This is a genomic window from Pseudomyxococcus flavus (assembly GCF_050038885.1).
Classification (GTDB): domain Bacteria; phylum Myxococcota; class Myxococcia; order Myxococcales; family Myxococcaceae; genus Myxococcus; species Myxococcus flavus.
The window spans coordinates 4511724-4531413 of record NZ_CP143624.1 but is presented as its reverse complement, the minus strand read 5'-3'; the positions used below and the strand labels follow the sequence as shown (position 1 = coordinate 4531413).

At 72.7% G+C, this 19690-nt stretch carries 13 protein-coding genes; 7 read left to right on the top strand and 6 right to left on the bottom strand.

Annotated features, from left to right (window positions below; all coding sequences use genetic code 11):
- Positions 1 to 801 (bottom strand): glutaminyl-peptide cyclotransferase, encoded by an 801-nt coding sequence (locus VZL07_RS19040; RefSeq protein WP_426757011.1) that lies wholly within the window; start codon positions 799 to 801, stop codon positions 1 to 3.
- Positions 802 to 938: 137 nt separating this feature from the next.
- Positions 939 to 1409 carry a response regulator gene (locus tag VZL07_RS19035; RefSeq protein WP_426757010.1) on the bottom strand — a complete coding sequence of 157 codons (471 nt, stop codon included), beginning with the start codon at positions 1407 to 1409 and terminating at the stop codon, positions 939 to 941.
- Positions 1410 to 2066: 657 nt separating this feature from the next.
- Between VZL07_RS19035 and VZL07_RS19030 the strand changes: the two genes are divergently transcribed.
- Together VZL07_RS19030 and VZL07_RS19025 are read left to right on the top strand one after the other, a co-directional pair.
- Entirely contained in the window at positions 2067 to 3566 is a 1500-nt protein-coding gene (locus tag VZL07_RS19030; protein ID WP_426757008.1) for a Do family serine endopeptidase, read from the top strand.
- A gap of 95 nt (positions 3567 to 3661) precedes the next feature.
- Positions 3662 to 7675, top strand: coding sequence for a serine/threonine-protein kinase PknK (locus VZL07_RS19025; protein ID WP_426757007.1), 4014 nt, complete (start codon positions 3662 to 3664; stop codon positions 7673 to 7675).
- A 46-nt stretch (positions 7676 to 7721) separates the two neighbouring features.
- Here VZL07_RS19025 and VZL07_RS19020 read toward each other — a convergent pair whose 3' ends face one another.
- Together VZL07_RS19020 and VZL07_RS19015 are read right to left on the bottom strand one after the other, a co-directional pair.
- A complete protein-coding gene (locus VZL07_RS19020) occupies positions 7722 to 9500 on the bottom strand; it encodes an OPT/YSL family transporter (RefSeq protein ID WP_426757006.1) in 1779 nt (592 codons plus the stop codon).
- Positions 9497 to 11797 carry a PAS domain S-box protein gene (locus VZL07_RS19015; protein WP_426757326.1) on the bottom strand — a complete coding sequence of 767 codons (2301 nt, stop codon included), beginning with the start codon at positions 11795 to 11797 and terminating at the stop codon, positions 9497 to 9499. The genes VZL07_RS19020 and VZL07_RS19015 overlap by 4 nt, the downstream gene beginning before the upstream one ends.
- A 243-nt stretch (positions 11798 to 12040) precedes the next feature.
- Between VZL07_RS19015 and VZL07_RS19010 the strand changes: the two genes are divergently transcribed.
- The 3 genes from VZL07_RS19010 to VZL07_RS19000 all read left to right on the top strand — a co-directional run bounded on the left by VZL07_RS19010 (position 12041) and on the right by VZL07_RS19000 (position 15889).
- Positions 12041 to 13450, top strand: a complete 1410-nt coding sequence (locus VZL07_RS19010; RefSeq protein ID WP_426757005.1) for a serine/threonine-protein kinase — start codon at positions 12041 to 12043, stop codon at positions 13448 to 13450.
- A gap of 244 nt (positions 13451 to 13694) precedes the next feature.
- Positions 13695 to 14726: a hypothetical protein gene (locus VZL07_RS19005; protein WP_426757004.1), complete on the top strand. Its 1032-nt coding sequence runs from the start codon at positions 13695 to 13697 to the stop codon at positions 14724 to 14726.
- Between the two features lie 164 nt (positions 14727 to 14890).
- Positions 14891 to 15889: a sensor histidine kinase gene (locus VZL07_RS19000; RefSeq protein ID WP_426757002.1), complete on the top strand. Its 999-nt coding sequence runs from the start codon at positions 14891 to 14893 to the stop codon at positions 15887 to 15889.
- On the opposite strand, the gene VZL07_RS18995 is transcribed toward VZL07_RS19000, so the two are convergent.
- Positions 15822 to 16406 (bottom strand): cysteine dioxygenase, encoded by a 585-nt coding sequence (locus VZL07_RS18995; protein WP_426757001.1) that lies wholly within the window; start codon positions 16404 to 16406, stop codon positions 15822 to 15824. The two genes, VZL07_RS19000 and VZL07_RS18995, sit on opposite strands and share 68 nt — an antisense overlap.
- A gap of 28 nt (positions 16407 to 16434) precedes the next feature.
- Between VZL07_RS18995 and VZL07_RS18990 the strand changes: the two genes are divergently transcribed.
- Positions 16435 to 18060 carry an FAD/NAD(P)-binding protein gene (locus VZL07_RS18990; RefSeq protein WP_426757000.1) on the top strand — a complete coding sequence of 542 codons (1626 nt, stop codon included), beginning with the start codon at positions 16435 to 16437 and terminating at the stop codon, positions 18058 to 18060.
- A 12-nt stretch (positions 18061 to 18072) separates the two neighbouring features.
- Here VZL07_RS18990 and VZL07_RS18985 read toward each other — a convergent pair whose 3' ends face one another.
- Entirely contained in the window at positions 18073 to 18858 is a 786-nt protein-coding gene (locus VZL07_RS18985; RefSeq protein WP_426756999.1) for a 2-keto-4-pentenoate hydratase, read from the bottom strand.
- Positions 18859 to 19062: 204 nt separating this feature from the next.
- Here VZL07_RS18985 and VZL07_RS18980 point away from each other — a divergent pair, with 204 nt between their 5' ends.
- A complete protein-coding gene (locus VZL07_RS18980) occupies positions 19063 to 19671 on the top strand; it encodes an outer membrane beta-barrel protein (protein ID WP_426756998.1) in 609 nt (202 codons plus the stop codon).
- Positions 19672 to 19690 lie beyond the last annotated feature (19 nt).

The following is a 19690-nucleotide window of genomic DNA, read 5'->3' as shown; positions in this document are numbered from 1 at the left end:
TCAGCCCGCGGGCTCCAGGCGGACCTCGAAGATGCGGGGCCACAGCTTGCCCGTCATGAAGACGCGCCCCGAGCCCGGCTCCACGGCGATGCCGTTGAGCACCGCCTCGGGGTTGGTCACCTGGCCCTCCACCGCGCGCGTCAGCGCCGACGCGTCGATGACGGCCACCACCGTCCCGGTGGCCGGGTCGATTTCCAGCACGTCCGAGCTGTGCCAGATGTTGGCGTAGATGACGCCGTTGGCGCACTCCAGCTCGTTGATGAGGTCCACCGGCTGGCCGCGCAGCTTCACCTGCACCGCGCCCACCATCGCGAAGCCATCCGGCTCGTGAAAGGTAAGCATGGCGCTGCCGTCGCTGCGCACCAGCTTCCCTTCCCAGAAGCACAGGCCCCAGCCCTCGCCCGCGTAGCGCGTGGTCCGCTCGCGCTGCGGCGGCATGCCGCTCCAGGTGAAGAGCAGGCCCTCGGTCCAGGTGAGCTGGTACAGGCGCTCGCCGTCGCTGGCGAGCCCCTCCGCGAAGATGTTCCCCAGCTGCTCCATCCACACCGGCTGCGCCGACTGCAGCGACAGCTGCCGCAGCGTGCCCTGGTGCCCCGTGCTCTCGAAGAGGTGGCCCTGGTGGAACACCAGCCCCTGCGTGAAGGCGTTCGTCGCATGCGGATAGTCACGGACGATGCGCGCCACGCGCCGCACGGGCTCCTGCACACTGGCTCCTGCATCCGGCACGGGCCGGTTCGTGGGGTTGCAATGGCACGCCGCGCCCAGCGCGAACAACGACAGCAGCGAGGATGACTTCCACATGAGACGCCTCGTGTGCGGGGGCGCATCCGACGCCCGCCGCCGCGCGCGAGCCTGGACGCAGACGTGCTGCGGTGCAAGCACCCGCGACCTCCGGGCCGACGGATTTCATGCAGCGCCACCAGAGGACGGGGCGCGCCTCAGCGCGGCAGTGGGACGAGCCGCTCGACCACCTCGCACAGGTCCTCCATGGCGAAGGGCTTGTTGAGCACACGCGCCGCGCCGAGCAGCTCCGCCTCCTGGTGAAGCTGGGCGTCCCCGAAGGCGGTGATGAGCACGACCGGCGTCGTCCACCCCTCGCGGCGCAGGCGGGCCAGCACCTCGATGCCGGAGAAGCCGGGCATGCGCACGTCGGTGATGATGAGGTCGGGCACCTGCGTCTGCTGCGCGAGGAGGCCGTCGACCAGTGCCTTGACGAGCCCCGGCCCGTCCGGTGCCTCCACCACGTCGTAGCCGCGCCGGACGAGCGCGCGCCGCAGCAGCTTGCGCATCTCCGGCTGGTCCTCGCCCAGGAGGATGCGGGGCGCGCTGCGGCGGGCCACCCACTCACGCGTCGACAGCGGCCACTCCCGCACGTCCTCGTTCATCCCGGTGATTTCGTCTGGCCCCATGACTGACGGCTCCTTCTGGTGAGGTGGGCACGCCCGGTGCCAGGCCCCTTCCTCACGAGGGGACGGGGCGGCGCCGGGCGCCTCACGCATGAGCATCTGCCGTGCCACGGGCCGAGGCAGGACACCCCTGGGCCTGTCCGGCCGGCGGCCGACCTCCGAGGGCCCGACCGCCTCCCCGCCGGCGCCACGCGCCACTTCGGGCGCAATCCCATTTATCAACCGCCGCGCTCAGGGGCGAAAGCCGCGGCGGGTGAGGCCGCGCCGCCAGCGGACGGGCCCGTCCCACCCCCGCACACCGGGCTTGTCGGGACAACGCCCCCAGGGCGGCCGCCGCGCTGGGGCGCGGGGCACGTTGCCCGGGGAGAAATGCCCCAAGTCGGGGCAGTTTGCCCCGGTGCCCTGGGGCATCTGGGGCACGCGCGGACCGTGGCCCAGAGGAACACCCTGGGCGAGAAGCGTTGGCCCACCGGCTGCAATAGGCCCCGGCAACGGTTCGGGCGCGGGGCCCACGCAAGAGACCCCATGGCGATGACCGCTGCTGACGTCGGGGGACAATCAGCGGCTGGACGTCACCTTCCACCCCTCCAAGGTGGGACCTTTCTCGCGAAAACCCCACGCCTGAACCGGCATTTTCCTCTCTCACTCGGAGAACGAACGATGGCCTGCTCGCTCCCCTCTCGCCGGTTCCTCAGTGCACTGGTCCTTCTTCCCGCCGCCACGCTTGGCGCCTGTGGCCAGGCCATTGGCTCCGCGTCCGCGGCGCAGTCGCCCGCGCCCACCGTCGCGGCGACCGCCACGGCCCAGGCGCCGCTGCCCATCCAGAAGACGCTCTTCAACCCCGCCGTGGGCGGAAGCCAGGGCGGCATCACCTCACTGGCGCCGCTGGTGGAGGCGGTGAAGGGCGCGGTGGTCAACGTGGAGGTGCGCTCGAAGCCCCGCCGGGCGACCGCCATGCATCGGCTGCCGCCCGGCTGGGCGGAGCGCTTCGGGCTGCCGCCCGGGTTCGGCGGCGAGGGCGGTGGCCCGGTGCGCCAGGGCGCGGGCTCCGGCTTCATCATCGAACCCAGCGGCATCGTCCTCACCAACAACCACGTGGTGGAGGACGCGGACTTGGTCCGCGTGAAGCTGGATGACGGCCGCTCCTTCGACGCGGAAGTCATGGGCAGGGATCCGCTCACCGACGTGGCGCTGCTGAAGCTGAAGGACGCGCCGGGCAACCTGCCCTCGGTGCCGCTGGGCGACTCGGACGCGCTGCGCGTGGGTGACGCCGTCATGGCCATTGGCAACCCCTTCGGCCTGGCCTCCAGCGTGAGCGCGGGCATCCTGTCGGCGCGTGCCCGCGACATCCAGGCGGGCCCCTATGACGACTTCCTCCAGACGGACGCCGCCATCAACCCCGGCAACTCCGGCGGACCGCTCTTCAACATGAAGGGCGAGGTGGTGGGCATGAACACCGCCATCGTCGGCGGGGCCACGGGCATTGGCTTCGCGGTGCCCAGCAAGCTCATCCAGGCGCTGCTGCCGCAGCTCAAGGAGACGGGCGTGGTGCGCCGCGGCTGGCTGGGCGTCGCCGTGCAGGACCTCACCCCGGACCTGGCGCGGGCGCTGGGCCTGGAGGCGATGAAGGGCGCGGTGGTGGCGGGCGTCAACCGAAACAGCCCGGGCGAGCGCGCCGGCCTGCGCGAGGAGGACGTCATCACCGCCGTGGACGGCAGGCCGGTGGACTCCGCGGGCAGCCTCACCCGCGCCGTGGCCCTGCTCAAGCCGGACAGCCGCGTGAAGGTGGACGTGCTGCGAGGCGGCAAGGCGCAGACGGTGAACGTCACGCTGGGCACGCGGCCCGCCCTCAACGGCGAGGAGGAGGTGCTTCCGCGCAACGCCTCCGCCTCCGCGCCGAGGCGCCTGGGCGTGCAGCTGTCGGACACGCGCGATGGCGGCGCGCAGGTGGTGGCCGTGGAGCCGGGCAGCCCCGCCGAGCGGGGAGGCCTGGTGCCGGGCATGGTGCTGGTCCAGGTGGGCGACCAGAAAATCGGCACCGCCTCCGAGGCCGTCCAGGCCCTCACCTCCGCGAAGCCGGGCGCGGCGCTGCTGCTCCGCGTGCGCATGCCGGGCTCGGACAGCACGCTGCTGCGCGCCGTGGAAGTCCCGGAGCGCTGAGCGGGGTTGCCGGGGAACCCCGGGCCTCCGGGCTAGTACGTAGACGACCCCGGGGGTCCTGAAACCGGCGCACACCTGGCGTAGAGTCTCCGTCCGTGCCGCGATGCCAGACATGCGGACGGCGGTGGGAAGGCTCTCACGCGCCGTGCCCGCCAGGACCACCCGCTCCGGCGGGAAGCCCCTCGCCGTCCCCCGTGCCCTCGGTCCCCGGGTACCGGGTGGACGGCGTCTTCGCGCGAGGGGGCTTCGGGGTGCTGCTGGGCGCATCGCGCGAGGCGGACGGCCAGCGCGTGGCCATCAAGGTGGCGCGCGGGAGCAACTGGCTGGGCCGCGCGCAGCTGGCCCGCGAGTCCGAGGCGCTGCGCCTGCTCGGCCCGCCGACGGTGCCCGCGCTCTACGAGACGGGGGCCCTGGCGGGGGGCGCGCGCTTCCTGGCCATGGAGTACGTGCCGCTGCCCACCCTGGCCGACCGGCTGGCGCGCGTCGCCGGCCCGCTGCCGCCCGAGGAGCTGGCGCCGCGCGCGCTGGCGGTGGTGGACACCGTGGCGCAGGTCCATGCGCACGGGCTTGCCCATTGCGACCTCAAGCCCGAGCACCTCTTCCTCGACGAGGCGACGGGCCGCGTGCGCGTCTTCGACTTCGGCCTGGTGCGAGGCACCACCGCGGAGAGCACCGCCCTGCCCCATGAGGCCACCACGCCCAGTGACGCGTCCGGCTTCGCCGGCACCGCAGAGTACATGGCCCCCGAGCAGTGCGCCGGCAACGCGGACGTGTCCACGCGCACGGACGTGTACGCGCTGGGCGTCCTCCTCTACGAGATGCTCACCGGCCGGCCGCCCTTCTTCGGCGCGACGCCGGAGGTGCTCCAGGCCCACCTGGCGCTGCGGCCTCCGCCCCCTTCCGAGTTCGCGCCGGTGCCGCCCGCCCTGGAAGAGGTCGTCCTGCGCTGCCTGGCGAAGGAGCCCGCCCGCCGTCCGGAGAACGCCGCCGTCCTGGCCAGCGCGCTGCGCGAGGCCTTCGAGCATGCCCACCGCGCCACCGCGCCCGCGACGCCACGGCCCACCGCGCCGGGCGAGCCGCGCCCCGCGCAGATGCGACGCTCCGTCGCCATCCTGTTCCTCACCTCGCGCGCCAACCTCGTGTCGCTCCAGAAGGCCCTGGCCTCCTACGGCGGCCACATGGCCTTCTCCGACGCCCAGCGCGTCGCCGCCGTCTTCGACCCGGAGGCGGGAGAGAACCCCGTGCGCCGCGCCATGCGCGCCGCGGAGGGGCTGACGGAGCGGGGCCTCGTGCCCGGCGGGCTCGTGGACGTGTCCGCCGTCACCGTGCAGCGCCGCCCTACCGGCGAGCCGCGCTACCTGGGCGCCATCCTGTCGCGGGAGGACCGCTACCCCACCGGGCCGGTGGCCCAGGGGCTCCTCATGTCCCCCGCGGCCGCCGAGGCCGTGCCCGAGGTGCCGTGCATGGAGGTCCCGGAGCTGCGCGGCCTCCTTCGCCCCGCGCCCCCCGGCGCCGCGCCCCGCCCGGACATCACCGTCCTCCAGCTGGGCAGCGAGGTGCTGGTGGGCCGCGAGGCCGAGCTGGCGGAGCTGCTGGAGAGCGCCCGCTCCGCGGTGGGCGAGGCCGCGCCCACCATCGTCACCGTGCTGAGCGAGCGCGGCCACGGCAAGAGCCACCTGGCCGCCACGCTCGCCCGCCGCCTCCAGCTGCTGCTGCCGCACGCGCGGGTGTACAGCACGCGCTCGCGGGAGCCGGTGCAGGGCGACCCGGACGGCACCCTGCGCACGCTGCTGCGCTGCGCGCTCAACGCCTTCGAGCGCGACGACACGGACACCGAGCAGCAGACGCGCGCCGCCATCCTCCAGCGGCTGGGCCCCACGCTGGGCACCGAGCTGTGGCCCGGCGTGGCCGCCACGCTGGGCTGGTACGCGCCCGGTGGGCCGGAGCTCCAGAGCTGGGCCGCCGCGCCCGGCGCGCTGCGCTCGCTGGCCATGCGCGCCGCGGGCGAGCTGCTGGCCGCCAACGCCCGCGAGCGTCCGCTGTGCCTCGTCCTGGACGACGCGCACTTCGCGGAGGAGACGGCGCTGGACGCGCTGGAGTACGCCTGCCTCGCCGAGGCCAGCGTCCCGCTGTGGGTGTGCGTGCTGGCGCGCCCGGGCTTCGAGAAGAGCCGCCCCACCTGGGGCACGCGCGCCGCGAAGCAGGCCACGCTGTCTTTGCCCGTGCTGCCGGCCGACCAGGCCCAGTCGCTGTGCCGCCTGCTGCTCAAGCCGGTGGAGAACGTCCCCGCGCAGGCGGTGGAGCGCATCGTCGAGCGCGCCCAGCACGTGCCCCTGTACCTGGTGGAGCTGGTGCGCGGCCTCAAGCGCCAGGGCCTGGTGCGCCAGCGCGCGCCGGGTGGGAGCTGGTACCTCGTCACCGACGGGCTGGAGAAGGTGCCCGAGCTGCGGCTGGTGGAGTGGCTGGCCGAGCGCGAGCTGGGCGCGCTGCCCCCGTCGCTGGCCGCGCACGCGCGGCTGTGCGCGCTGCTGGGCACGGACTTCACCGCGGCCACCGCGGAGGGCGTGGTGCGCGAGCTCGAGCGCGACGGCGCCGCGGGCGGCTTCCCCCTGGACGCGGGGCACGCCACCCGGCGGCTCCTGGACTCCGGCCTGCTGGTGTCCCACCGCAACGACGGGCTGAGCTTCCGCAACGAGCTGCTGCGTGAAGCGGTGGCCTCCACCCTGCCCGCCGCCGAGCGCGAGCGCATCCACCACGCCGCCTACCGCTACTTCCTCAGCGTGGCGGGGGCCGGCGAGCGCCAGCGCCTTCCCCGCCTGGCCCTGCACGCGGCCGCCGCGGGGCGCCGGGACGAGGCCGCCGCGCTCACCATCGACCTGGCCGAGTCGGCCCGGGGCCGCCACGCCTTCCTCGACGCCGAGGCCATGTACACGCGCGCGCTGGAGCTGCTGGAGCCCACGGACGAGCTTCGCTGCCTCACCGCGCTGCGCGGCCGGGGCCTCATGCGCATCCGCATTGGCCGGTACGACGACTCGCTCGCGGACTTCGCGGCGGCCCGCGAGCGCGCGCGGCGGCTGGGCCACACGCGCACGGAGGTGGAGCTGCTGCTGGACGAGGCCATGGCGCTGGACTGGGTGAACGACTACACGCGCAGCGAGGCCATGGCGCTGGAGGCCCAGCAATTGGCGGCCACGGTGGCGTCACCCTACGTGCAGGCCCGGCTGCTGCTGGCGCTGGGCCGCGCCCAGTTCCGCAAGGGAGAGTGGCAGGAGGCGCGCATGCCCCTGGAGGCCGCCGCCGAGCGCGCCCGCCGCCTGGGCGACGCGGGCTACGAGACGCAGGTGGTGGCGCAGCTCCTGCTGGCCGTCATCCTCCCCAACCTGGGCGACATCGACGAGACGGAGCACGTGCTCAACGAGGTCATCACCGCGTGCACCGAGCGCGGTGACCACTTCCACCTGGGCAGCGCCATCAACAACCGCCGCAACCTGTGGGTGGCGCGCAAGGAGCTGACGCGCGCGCTGAAGGACCAGGAGCGCTTCATGCACCTGGGCCGCGAGCTGGGCATGGTGGGCTGGGAGTACTTCGCCGAGCACAACCTCGGCGAGCTGCACTACCAGGCGGGCGACGCGGAGGCCGCGACGCCGCACATCACGCGCGCCATCGCGCTGGAGCGCCGGCACCCGGAGGTGGCGTCCCGTCCGTGGGCCCTGCTCCTCCAGGCGAGGACCCTGGCCTGGACGGGCCGGCATGCCCGCGCGCGCGAGGTGCTGGCCCAGGTGCGACAGGTGATGGCGGAGGGGCCTCCGGGCGTGGAGCTGAGCCCGTCGGAGGAGGTCCTCTTCTCCATGGTGGAGCTGGCCACGCGCGACGCCTCGCCAGAAGCGTGGTGGGCCCTGCGCGAGCGCTCCGCGCAGGTGTCGGTGGAGCAGGAGCCGCTGGAGGTCCTGGAGATGATGGGACTGGCGGCGCTGCGCCGCGGCGACCGGGAAGAGGCGGCGCGGGTGCTCCGCGAGGCCCTGGAGCGCGCGCGCCACGTCCCCAACCTCATGGAGGGCCGCATCCGTCGCTCGCTGGCGAAGGTGCACGAGCCGCTGCCTGGGACGTGAGCCCCGCCGCCGGTGTGCACACGCGAAGCGCGTGAGCCAGTCCCCGCTACGCGAGCCCCAGCGCCAGCAGCGCGGCGATGAGCACGCCCGCCAGGGACTCGCCCGCGATGGCGCCCGCCGCCAGCGTGGACACATTCCGCTCCGCCGCCGCGGGCCAGCGCCAGCGCGCCACCGCCAGCCCCAGGGCGCCCACGCAGAGCGTCACCGCGTAGTACGCCGGCAGGATGAAGCCGATGCCCAGCGCCACCGGCAGCGGCAGCCAGCGCGCCGCGCGCCCTCGGGACGCCAGCGTCAGGAGCGCGCCCACGCCCGCGGCCACGCACGCCGCCAGCGCCGCGTGGGGCGGCAGCCCGTCCAGCCCGCGCACCGCCACCTCCGCCACCGCACGGAACTGGTGCGCGAAGGGCGCGGGCAGCGCCTCCGAGCCCAGCCCATGAATGCGGGTCAGCAGCAGGTACACCGGCACGCCCACCACCGAGCCCGCGAGCACGCCCACGAGCTGCGCGGCGAGCAGCCGGCGCGGCGAGGCCCCCAGCAGGTGTCCCGCCTTGAGCGACCACATGCTGACGCCCGTCTGCGCCGCGGCACCGGACACCACCGCGCCCGCCGCGACGTTGGGCGCCATGGCCCCCGGCAGCAGCCCACCGAAGATGACCTGCGTCACCTGCCCCATCTGCGTCACCGGCGACACGTCCACCTGGCCCGCGCCGCGCGCGCACACCGCGCACAACGGCAGCACCAGCACCAGCGCCAGCAACATGTACGGCACGCTCAGGCCGAACAGCGTCGCGCCCAGCGCCACCGCCAGCACGCACGCGGCAAGCCCGGCCCCCAGCGCCCATGACGGCATCGCCTCGCCTTGCCGCAGGCTGCCCAGGTCTCGGGCCGCCCGCAGGAAGTCGCGCGCCTGCGCCAGCAGCGACGCCATGGCCGAGCCCACCAGCAGCCCCACGCCCGGCCAGGTGAGCCAGGTGGAGAGCGCCTCGTAGCCGGGGTCCGACAGCAGCCCCCCGCCCGTCAGCCACGGCGCCAGCACACCCCACGCCACCGCCGCGCCCGCGAGCATGCTCAGCCCCAGGCGCGGCCCCGTCATCATCCCGATGGCCAGCAGCATGGGGCTCCAGCCCACGCCCCACGTCAGCGAGGCGGCGGGCACGCCGCCCAGCGTCCCTGGCAGCGCCGTCATCCCCGGCAGCCACTTGAGCGCGTCACGCGCGGCCGTGATGGCCACCGCCACCGCGCCCGCGCCCGCCAGCAGCCGCCCACGCCCGGCGCGGACCTCGGCGCCGCTGGAGGCGTGCATGGCGGTAATCAGCTCCGCGGTGGCGATGCCCGTGGGGAACGGCAGGGCCTCCTGGACCACCAGCCGGCGCCGCAGCAGGTGCGCGGCGAGCACGCCCAGCACACCCAGCGCCACGCTCCACACCGCCACGCCCCAGCCCGGCACGGCCGCCCCCAGCAGCGTCAGCGCGGGCAGCGCGCCCAGCAGGCCCGCCGCGGCGGGCATGGCCCCCACGGACGCCGCGGCCGTCTGGGTGAGGTTGTTCTCCAGGGGCGAGTAGGCCGCGCCCCGCCGCCGGGACACCGTGGCCAGCGCGCTGAAGCCCAGCACCGCGGCGGTGACGGAGCCGCTCTCCCACCAGCCCGTCTTCAGCCCCATGTAGACGTTGGTGACGGCCAGCAGCCCGCCAATCAACAGGCCCATGCCCAGCGCGCGCGCTGTCAGCTCCAGGGGCGCGGCCTGCTCCTTCACCCGCGTCAGGGCGGGCGCGACGTCCGCGGCGTGGCCATCCGGCTGTGAGCGCCCGCTCACCGAAGGCGTCATCGTCCCGCCTCGGCGGAGCGGCCCACGAGCTCGCGAAGCTGCGTCAGGTCGAGCGGCTTGGAAATCTTGGCATTGGGCACGTCGCGGAGGAACGACACCGTGCGCGGCGTGAAGGCTCCACCTGTCATGAACACCATCCGTCCGGCTTGCTCCGGGGCGCAGCGGCCCAGCTCGTGGTACAGGTCCATGCCCGTCATCCCGGGCATCATCACATCGCAGAGGATGAGGTCGAATCGGCCGCCGTCGTTCACCAGCCGGAGCGCGGCCTGGGCGCTGTTCGCGGTGGCCACCTCGTGGTCCGCCGCCAGCGAGCGCTGCAGGGCCAGCGTCACGTTGGGCTCGTCATCCACCACCAGGATGCGGGCCCGCGCATTGGCCTGCATCGCCGCGGCCAGGCGCGGCAGCACCTCCAGCTCGCGCGTGGCGGCGCACAGCACCACGCGGAACGTGCTGCCGCGGCCGGGCTCGCTCTCCGCCTGGATGGAGCCGCCCATGGACTCGATGATGCCGTGGCAGATGGACAGCCCCAGCCCCGTGCCCACGCCCACCGGCTTGGTGGTGAAGAACGGGTCGAAGATGCGGCCCAGCACCTCGGGCGCCATGCCCATGCCGGTGTCGCGGACCTCCACCACCACCCGGTCCTTCTCTCCGGCGCGGATGACCACGCGAATCTCGTGCTCCACGCCCGGCGTGCCCTCCTCCGGAATGGCCTGGGCCGCGTTGAGCAGCAGGTTGAGGAACACCTGGCACAGCCGGGACTCGCTGGCCTCCACCGGCGCCACCGGCTCGAACTCCGTCACCAGCCGCGCCCGGTGGCGGATGACGTTGTCCGCCATCTTGCACGCCAGCTCCACCGCCCGGCGCACGTCCACCGGCATCAGCCGCGCCTCCTGCTCGCCGCGCGCGAAGACCTTCAAGTCCCGGACGATGGTGGCGATGCGCTCGGCGCCCTCGGCCGTCTCGCGCACCAGCTGCTGCAGCGACGCGACGGGCGCCGCGGGGGCCTGGCTCTCCAGGCGCTCCAGCCCCTCGCGGATGAGGTGCAGGTTGACGAGCATGTAGGCCAGCGGGTTGTTGATTTCGTGCGCCACGCCCGCGCCCAGGGTGCCCACGGAGGCGAGCCGGTCCGCCACCACGAGGTGCGCCTGGAGCTGCTTGCGCTCCGTGGTGTCGCGGTGGACCATGATGTTGGCGATGGCGCGCCCCTCGCTGTCCCGCAGGGGGACGACGACGGACTCGCACCAGCAGGTGTTGCCGTCGCGGCGCTTGAACTCCAGCTCGCCGGACCAGCGCCCCTGCTTGTCCAGCGCGGTGAGAATCTGGCTGGTGAGCCGGTCGGGCTCGTCCGGGTGCAGCACGCTGAAGAGCGTCTGGCCCAAGGCCTCCGACTTCTGCCGCCCGAACATCCGCTCGGCGCTGGAGTTCCAGTCGATGATGCCGCCGGCCAGGTCGGTGATCACCACACCGTCGTAGATGCTCTCGAAGATGAGGGACTGGCGGTGCAGTTCCTGCTCCGCCAGCTTGCGCGCGGTGATGTCCATCACCGTGCCCGTCACCCGCGCCGGCGCGCCCGAGGCGTCACACAGCACGTCGCCCTTGCAGGAAATCCAGCGCCACCCGCTGCCCTGCGGCTCGATGCGGTACTCCACGTCCACCTGCGTCTTCTTCTCCAGCGCGGCGCCCAGCACCTCGCTCACGCGGGGCAGGTCCGCCGGGTGGACCACCTCCGACAGCTCCATGGCGCGGCCCGACAGCTTGCCCACGGGCAGCCCCAGGAGCCGGTCCACCTGCTCGCTCCACGTCACCCGCCCGCTCTGCGCGTTCCAGTCCCAGATGCCCACGCGCGCGGCGGACAGCGCCTGGCGCAGCTGCTCCTCGCGCTGCTCCAGCACCTCGCGCTTGGAGAAGCGGAACACGGTGACGGTGCCAATCTGCAGCCGGTCCCCCTCCATCAGCTCGGCGGTGCTGACGGGCACGCCGTTGAGCAGCGTGCCGTTGGTGGAGCCCAGGTCCGTGACGTGGCAGGCGCCGTCGCTGGTGCGGACGATGCGCGCGTGCTTGCGCGACACCCCGTGGTCGTCGATGCGCAGCGTGACGTCGGAGCCGCGGCCGATGACGTGCTCCCCCTGGTCCAGGCGGTAGGCCTTCCCAATGGCCGCGGGTGTGGTGGTGCTGATGAGGATGAGACAAGCTCCGGTGGAGGACGGCGGCGGAGCCACGGCAAGGCCCGCGCACGTCGTGAGGTCGTCCAACGTCGTCATGTAGCAGCCCCCCGACGCCTGCCCGAACCCGTACATCCCACCATCCCCGCTCTCCGTGCGAAGCGTCACGCCCCCTGAATCCATCAGTGCCGGACCCCTCCCGTCCAATCCCCCCCGACTCCAGGGCAGCCGACCTTCCGACAGCGAACATCCGGTGTGCTCCCCCCTGGCACCGCTGACGGGTGGTCAACGCCCGCACCTCCATGCCGCGGCGCGGCGGGAATTCAGCCGCGCATGCGGGCAGACTGGCGGGTGAAAGGTGTAAGGATCAGACACCCCATGGCGGCGGACTCCGAGAGCACCTTTCGCATCCAGGCCCGAGCGGACCTGCATGCGTCCGAGCGAGAGCCCAGCGACCCCTCCCGCGCGCAGCGAGGCCCCGGCACGCTCGCGGGCGAATACGTCCTCACGGCGCTCCTGGCCTCGGGCGGACACGGCAGCGTGTACGAAGCCGAGCACCGGATCCTGGGCCGCCGGGCCGCGGTGAAGGTCCTCCATCCGCACCTGGCGGACCAGGGGGAGATGCTCAAGCGCTTCGTGCGCGAGGCGCGGGTGGTGAACCAGATACGCCACCCCAACATCGTGGACGTGTATGACTTCGGGCTGATGCCCGACGGCAGCCCCTACTACGTCATGGAGCTGCTCACCGGCCGTACGCTGAGCCAGGTGGTGCAGGAGCGGGGCCGGCTGTCCTCGTCGCGCGCGCTCGCCTACCTGGAGCCCGTCTGCGGCGCGCTGGAGGCGGCGCACCGGGCCGGCGTCGTGCACCGCGACCTGAAGGCCAGCAACATCCTCGTCGTGGAGGAAGGCGAGCGGCCCCGGGTGAAGCTCCTGGACTTCGGCATCGCCAAGCTGCTGCACGCCGAGCCCGCACAGGAGGGCCTTACCATCGCCGGCCAGCGGCTGGGCACCGCGCACGCCATGGCGCCCGAGCAGTTCCGCGGCGGCCCCATTGGCCCGCACACGGACATCTACGCGCTGGGCGTGCTGCTGCACCAGCTCGTCACCGGCCGCTACCCCTTCCAGTGCGAGGACCGGATGGAGCTGGAGCGGCTGCACCTGGAAGCGCCTCCGCCGCGCCCGAGCGCCATCGCCGCCGTGTCGCCCGCCGTGGACGCGGTGGTGCTGCGCTGCCTGGAGAAGGACGGCGGCCGCCGCTTCAGCAGCGTGACGGCCTTCCTCGCCGCGCTCAGCGAGGCCGCCGAGGAGCCCGTGCAGCCCGCACGCCGCACGCGACTGGCGCTCGCCGTTCATGCCGAGGTGGTGCTCGCCGCCTCCGCCCAGGACGACGACGCCGTCTACGCCGTGCTCGCGGACGTGCTGGACGGGCTCGAGCAGGGCCTGCGCGGCGGCGGCTTCCTCCTGGCGCTCCAGTCCGGCACCTCGCTGTTGGCCGTGCACCCGCTGGAGAACGGCACGCCCAGCGCCGAGCGCACCGAGTACCTGCGCGAGGCGGAGCGCACCCTGCGGCTGCTCCAGGTGATGGCCCAGAAGCTGGCGGACCCGGTGAATGCCCGCGTCCACCTCTGCATCCACCTGGGCCAGGCGGAGACGCGCGGAGACGCGCAGGAGTCCGAGGTCGTGGGCGGCCCCGTCACCGACGTGGCCACCTGGCGCCTGCGCTCGCCGGATGGCTTCGCCCTCACCCCCGCAGCGTCGCTGGCGCTGGAGTTCGATGAGAGCGATTAGCTAGCGGATAACACGTATCTGTTATCACCTGGATGGCAGGCGTCCCGCGCGCCGTCTGGCATGACACACATCAGGTGTCTCCAGGCGGACCTGCACTCAAACATTCGCGCTTGGCTACATTTTCCCGGGCCGTGAATGCCGTCACACTGGCCTCACCATCAGCGACAGCATTTTTGTCCATGCGTGCTGGAACTGATGGCTTCAGGGATGCGGGCTTGCCTGTGTCCCGTAACGGGGGAAAGCCATGCGCACCGTGCCAGCCTGTTCGATTGGAAAAGCCATCCATCGCGGCCTGAAACACCTGCACCCGCCACGGGTCGCAGGGGGAGTGCTGAGCCTGGTGCTGGGTATCGGAAGCGGCGCATGTGGCCCACAGGAGCTCACCCGAGAGGAGTGGACCCCCGCGGTGGCCCGCGCGGCGGCGTTCTCCGCCAATGGCCTCTCCACCAATGGCTTGTCGACCAATGGTCTGTCGACAAACGGGCTCTCCACCAATGGCTTGTCAACCAATGGCCTGTCCACGAATGGATTCTCCACCTGGTTCAACGAGGACCCCGAGCGCGCCGACGAGCTGATGCGATACATCATCAAGTGCGCGGCGAAGGCGAACCAGAAGCACAAGTACACCAACCCTGTGACAGGAGTGGAATACGTCTGGTACGGCGGCCTGGGGCTGGCCCACAACTGGGCCATGGGCTCGCCGGCGACGCAGGAGGAGCAGGAGGTCGTCTCCGCCTGCCTCACGGCCCACGCCAACAAGTACGGGATTGCCGTCCCCATCTCCGTGCTGGGACGGAACGCGCGTGGCGCGACCCTCTCGTACACGGACCAGGAGCTGACCACGTACAGCGAGAAGGAGGCGTGCTTCTTCGGCAACCTCTTCGACGGCACCGGCGTCTTCGCCGCCACGGACCGCGGCTACCTGAACATGGACGAGAGCACCGTGCGCGCCTGCGCCCTGTCCGCCAACCCCAACAGCGCGGACTGCCTGCCCATCATCCATGCAGGCACCTGCCAGTCGCTCTGCCAGCGGGCCACCGAGGCCACCTTTCCCACCGGCGCGGATACGGGCAAGGAGCCTCCTGTCGGCGGTGAAGAAACGCCCTATTACGAATCGTGCACGTACAACGGACGGGCGTACCGCCCCCTCACGACACGCATCCAGCCACGTGACATCCACCGCTGCGGCGACGGCATCTGTCAGTTCACCGAGCGCTGCGGCACGGGCGCCTCGTCGGACAGCTGCCTGGCGGACTGCGGCACCTGCCCCAATTGAAGCGAAGGTGCCCAGGCGGAGCACACCGTCTCTGTCCCGCGGCATACGCTGGCACCGCCCTTCCGTACCTTGCCCCGTACCACCGTGCCGGTGTTGACTAGCCGGGTCTGTCGCGGCTCGGGGGCCTTCCACGAGCACACACCACACCGCTGGAGCCGGACGCGATGACACTGCGAGCGAGGGTGAAGTTGATGTCGGCGGTCGCGCAGCGGCGGGGAACGCTGCGGCGCGCCTTCGACAGGCTCCAGGCCCCCACGCGGGGAGGCATGCGCCCTCGCGCGCACCGGCTTCCCGCCAGCGAGGCCGAGCGGCTGGAGGAGACGGTCCGCGAGCGCACCGCGGCGCTGGAGGCGGCCAACATCAAGCTGTCGCGCAGCCTGGAGCAGCTGCGCGCCACGCAGGCCCAGCTCCTGTTCGCGGATCGGCTGATCGCGCTGGGCCGCATCGCCGCGGGCGTGGGCCACGAAATCAACAACCCGCTGGCCTTCATCCTCAGCAACCTCGAGTACATCCACCAGGAGCTCCAGCAGAAGGAGCACCTGCCCGAGCAGGAGCGGCAGGAGGTGCTGGAGGCCCTGGCCGAGACGCGCGACGGCGCCGAGCGCATCCGGCTCATCGTCCGCGACCTGCAGACGCTGTCGCGCGCGGAGGACGTGGGCACGGGCCCGTCGGACCTGGCCTCGGTGGTGCGCACGGCGGCGAAGATGGCCATGCACGAGCTGCGGCACCGCGCCCGGCTGGTGGTGGAGTGCGAGGGCATGCCGCCCGTCCAGGGCAATGGCGCGCGGCTGGGCCAGGTGTTCCTCAACCTGCTGCTCAACGCGGCGCAGTCCATCGTCCCCGGCGAGGTGGAGAAGAACGAGGTCCACGTCATCGCCCGCGAGGCCAAGGCCGGCCGGGTGGCGGTGGAGGTGCGGGACACCGGCTGCGGAATCTCTCCGGAGCACCGCGAGCGCATCTTCGACCCCTTCTTCACCACCAAGCCCCTGGGCGTGGGCACCGGCCTGGGACTGGCGGTGTGCCATGGCATCGTCACGTCGCTGGGCGGCACGCTGACGGTGGAGAGCGCGCCGGAGCGGGGCAGCATCTTCCGCGTCACGTTGCCCGTGGCCGGCGCCTTCGTCCAGACGCCGCGCTCGCAGCAGGCGGACGCGGCGGCCTGAGCGCGTCCGGCGCCAGCCGCGACTCATACCGCGTCATGCCCGCCATCGGCGGCGCATAGAGGTGGAGCGACACCGCGCCGTGGCGAGACGCGTTGTCGATGCGGTGGATGGTCTCCGGGAGCTCGACGAGGACATCCCCCTCGCTCGCGCCCACGATGCGCTCGGGCGTCAGCCTGTCTCCGGCCCAGGCATAGCGCGTCTCCCGCAGCGTCCCCTCCACCAGCCAGGACGCACCTCCAGAGCCCCCATGGTCGTGCACGCCCGAGGCCTGGCCAGGAAGCCAGGAGACGAGCAGCAGCTCACACGCGGGCGTCCGGGCGAGCGTGCGCCGCGAGTAGCCCGCCGCGTCAAAGCGCACCAGCTTCTTCAAGAGCCCCCAGTCCACCTTGCTGGAGCGCAGTCGCTCCACCAGCCACGCCACGGAGGGGATGGCCTCGGGCCGCTCGGGCAGCGGCCAGCCGAGCAGCGTCTCCGCCACGGAACGTTGCTCCCGCTCGCTGATGAGGGGCTCGCGCATGATGACCTCCCTGGATGTGCGTCGGAGTGTGAGCACCCTGGAACCCCCTGCCCAGGGAGGAGGGGTGGACGTCCAGGCGCGGCGCCTGAACACCGGGCAGGCGCGGGAGGATGCCAGCGAGCCAGGCAGGACCTACGATTGCGGCGTGCGAGCACAGGGGTGTTGGGATGTGGCCATCGTGGGGGGAGGGGCCAGCGGCACGCTGCTGGCCGTGCACCTGCTGCGGAGCGCGCGAGCGCCGCTCCGCGTGGCCCTGGTGGAGCGGAACGGACGGGCGGGCCTGGGGCTGGCGTATTCGACGACGAGCCCCTGTCACCTGCTGAACGTGCCGGCGGCGAAGATGGGCGCCTTCCCGGAGGACCCGGAGCACTTCCTGCGCTGGGTGCGCTGTGAGCTGCCCGGGACGTCGCCCGGCGCCTTCGTCTCCCGTCAGCGCTTCGGGCGCTACCTGGAGTCGGTGCTGCGCGAGGCGCGCGCCCATGCCGGCCCTGGCGTGATGCTGGACGTGGTGGACCGCGACGTCGCCGCGGTGGAGGAAGCCAGCGGCGCGGTGTGGCTCCACCTGGCGGACGGAGCGCGGCTGGAGGCCCGGGTGGCGGTGCTGGCGCTGGGCAATGCGCTGCCCTCCAACCTGCGGGTGCCTGATGGCGGGCTGTACACCAGCCGCCGCTATCACCGCTCCCCCTGGGCGAAGGACGCGCTGCGGGGCGTGACGGACCAGGACGACGTGCTGCTCATCGGCACCGGGCTCACCATGGTGGACACGGTGCTGTCGCTGGCCGAGCAGGGACACCAGGGCCATATCCATGCGCTCTCCCGGCATGGCCTGCTCCCCCACGTGCACCAGGAAGGCGCACGAGGGACCTATGTCTCCCCCGGCATCCGGGACGCGCTGCGGGCGCTGCGGCAGGAGACGCGGCGCGAGCACCGGGACGCGGAGGACACCGCGGGGCACCCGCCGCTGCCGGTGCGCATCCGCCCCGTCCTGCGCCTCGTGCGGCAGGAGGTCCGGCGCGCGGCCCGGGCGGGCGCGGACTGGAGACAGGTGGTGGACGCGCTGCGGCCGGTGACGGTGCCGCTGTGGCAGCGGCTGCCGGTGGGCGAGCGGCGGCGCTTCCTGCGTCACCTGCGCGCGTACTGGGACGTGCACCGCCACCGCATGGCGCCCAGCATCGGCGAGACGGTGGAGCGGCTGCGGCGCCAGGGCCGCCTGTCGATTCACGCGGCGCACATCCGGGGCTTCGCGCTGGAGCCCACGGGCGTGGCGGTCCGGACGAGGCCCCGGGGGCACGGTGGCGAGGAAGCGGTGCTGCACGTCCAGCACGTCATCAACTGCACCGGGCCGGAGGGCGCCATGACGCGCGGCCATCCGGTGCTCGGAGGCCTGGTGGAGGCGGGGCGCGTGCGCCCGGACGCGCTGGGCATGGGCCTGGCCACGGACGCGGACGGCGCGCTGCTGGACGCCAGCGGACAGGCCTCTGGCCGCCTCTACACCCTGGGCCCTCCGCGCCGGGGCGAATTGTGGGAGACGACGGCTGTGCCCGAGATTCGGAGCCAGGCCCGTGACCTGGCCTGGCACCTGCTCCAGCGCCTGGCGTCCGCCCGCGCGAGGCACCCGCCGGTGGAGCCCGAGGGACTCCCGCTCGGCGGGTGAGGCGCGGCGGGACTACGCCGCGGACACCGCCACGGAGCCCAGCCCTTCCACCGTGAGCTGTACCCGGTCCCCCGGGCGCAGCATGTGGGCGGCGGTGGCGGCCCCCGCGAGCACGATGCTCCCGGCCGGGAGCACCTGACCGCGCTGGGCCAGCAGCTCGCAGAGCTGGATGACGGAGACCACCGGGTCGCCGGAGATGGCATCCGAGCGCGCCGACTGGACGGGCTCGCCATTCACCGACATCGTCATCTCCAGCCGCGCGAGGTCGAGCGCGCGCGGCGGGTGCTCGGCGGTGCTCACCACGAACAGCGAGGACGACGCGTTGTCCGCCACCACGTCGGGCAGGGAGAAGTACTTGAAGTCGCGGTAGCGCGAGTCGAGGATTTCCATGGCCGCGAACACGGACGCGCAGGCGTCCAGCACCTCGTCGCGCGTCACCGTGCCCCGCAGCTCGCGCGCGATGCGGAAGGCAATCTCCGGCTCGATTTTGGGGTGGATGCCCTGGGCCACGTGAATCACGCCGTCCGCGGGCACCTGCATCCGGTCCGTGAGCACGCCATACACGGGCGAGTCCAGGTTCATCTGCTTGCGCTTCGCCTCGGAGGTGAGCCCCATCTTCAGGCCCACCACGCGCTCGCCGTGCGACTGGCGCAACCGGATGCCGGCCTCCTGGATGGCGTAGGCATCCGGCACCGTGAGCGCCGGATGCTCGCGGGTGAGCGGCGCCACCTCGCGGCGCTCCAGCCTTGCCGAATCCAGCGTGCGTGCCAGCGCCTCATGGTCCACGGTCGCGGTCATCCCCTGCCCTCGCTCTTGTCGTTGCGGCCACGCCCCCATGGCGCCCCGCCCGGATGGTGGGCGCGGAGCTTCCGGCACCCACGCGCGGCCATGCAAGCCTCGCGACCACGCGCTGGAGACGCGGGGCCCCTGGCCTTCCAGGCGGCATCTGTTGCATAACGTGCAAAGTCAGACCGGATGGAAATCTCCGAAGGAGTTGTTGTCATGCGTTACCCCAGCATCATCGCGGCGATGCTCTTCACCGCCACGGCTGCCAGCGCCCAGGAATATGACGAGCACGTGCACGATGGCTTCTACCTGCGCCTGCAGGTGGGCGGTGGCTACCTCCGGGCCAAGGCGACCGACGTCTCCCCCGAGGTGGTGGTGAAGGGCGGCAGCGGAAACTTCAACGCGGAGATCGGCTTCGCGCTCATCAACAACTTCATCCTCCACGCGAAGTTCTACGGCGCGTCCGCTCCGAGCCCGAGTGTCCAGGTGGGAGACCTCACCTTCGAGGGGCAGGACAGCGATGTGAGCATGAACTACGCCGCGGTGGGCCTGGGCGTCACCTATTACTTCATGCCCGCCAACATCTACCTGTCCGGCGCGCTCACCTACACCCAGCTCAGCGTCTCCGACGGGGATGAGACGGTGGCGGAGTCGGAGCCGGGCGGCGGCCTGCACCTGGGCGTGGGCAAGGAGTGGTGGGTCAGCAAGAACTGGGGCCTGGGCATCGGCGCCGAGCTGGCGCTGGGCCGCATCAGCAACGAACGCAGCAATGACAGCTGGAATGTGACCACGCTGTCGCTGGTCTTCACGGCGACGTACAACTGAGTCCTTCCGCGGACGCCAG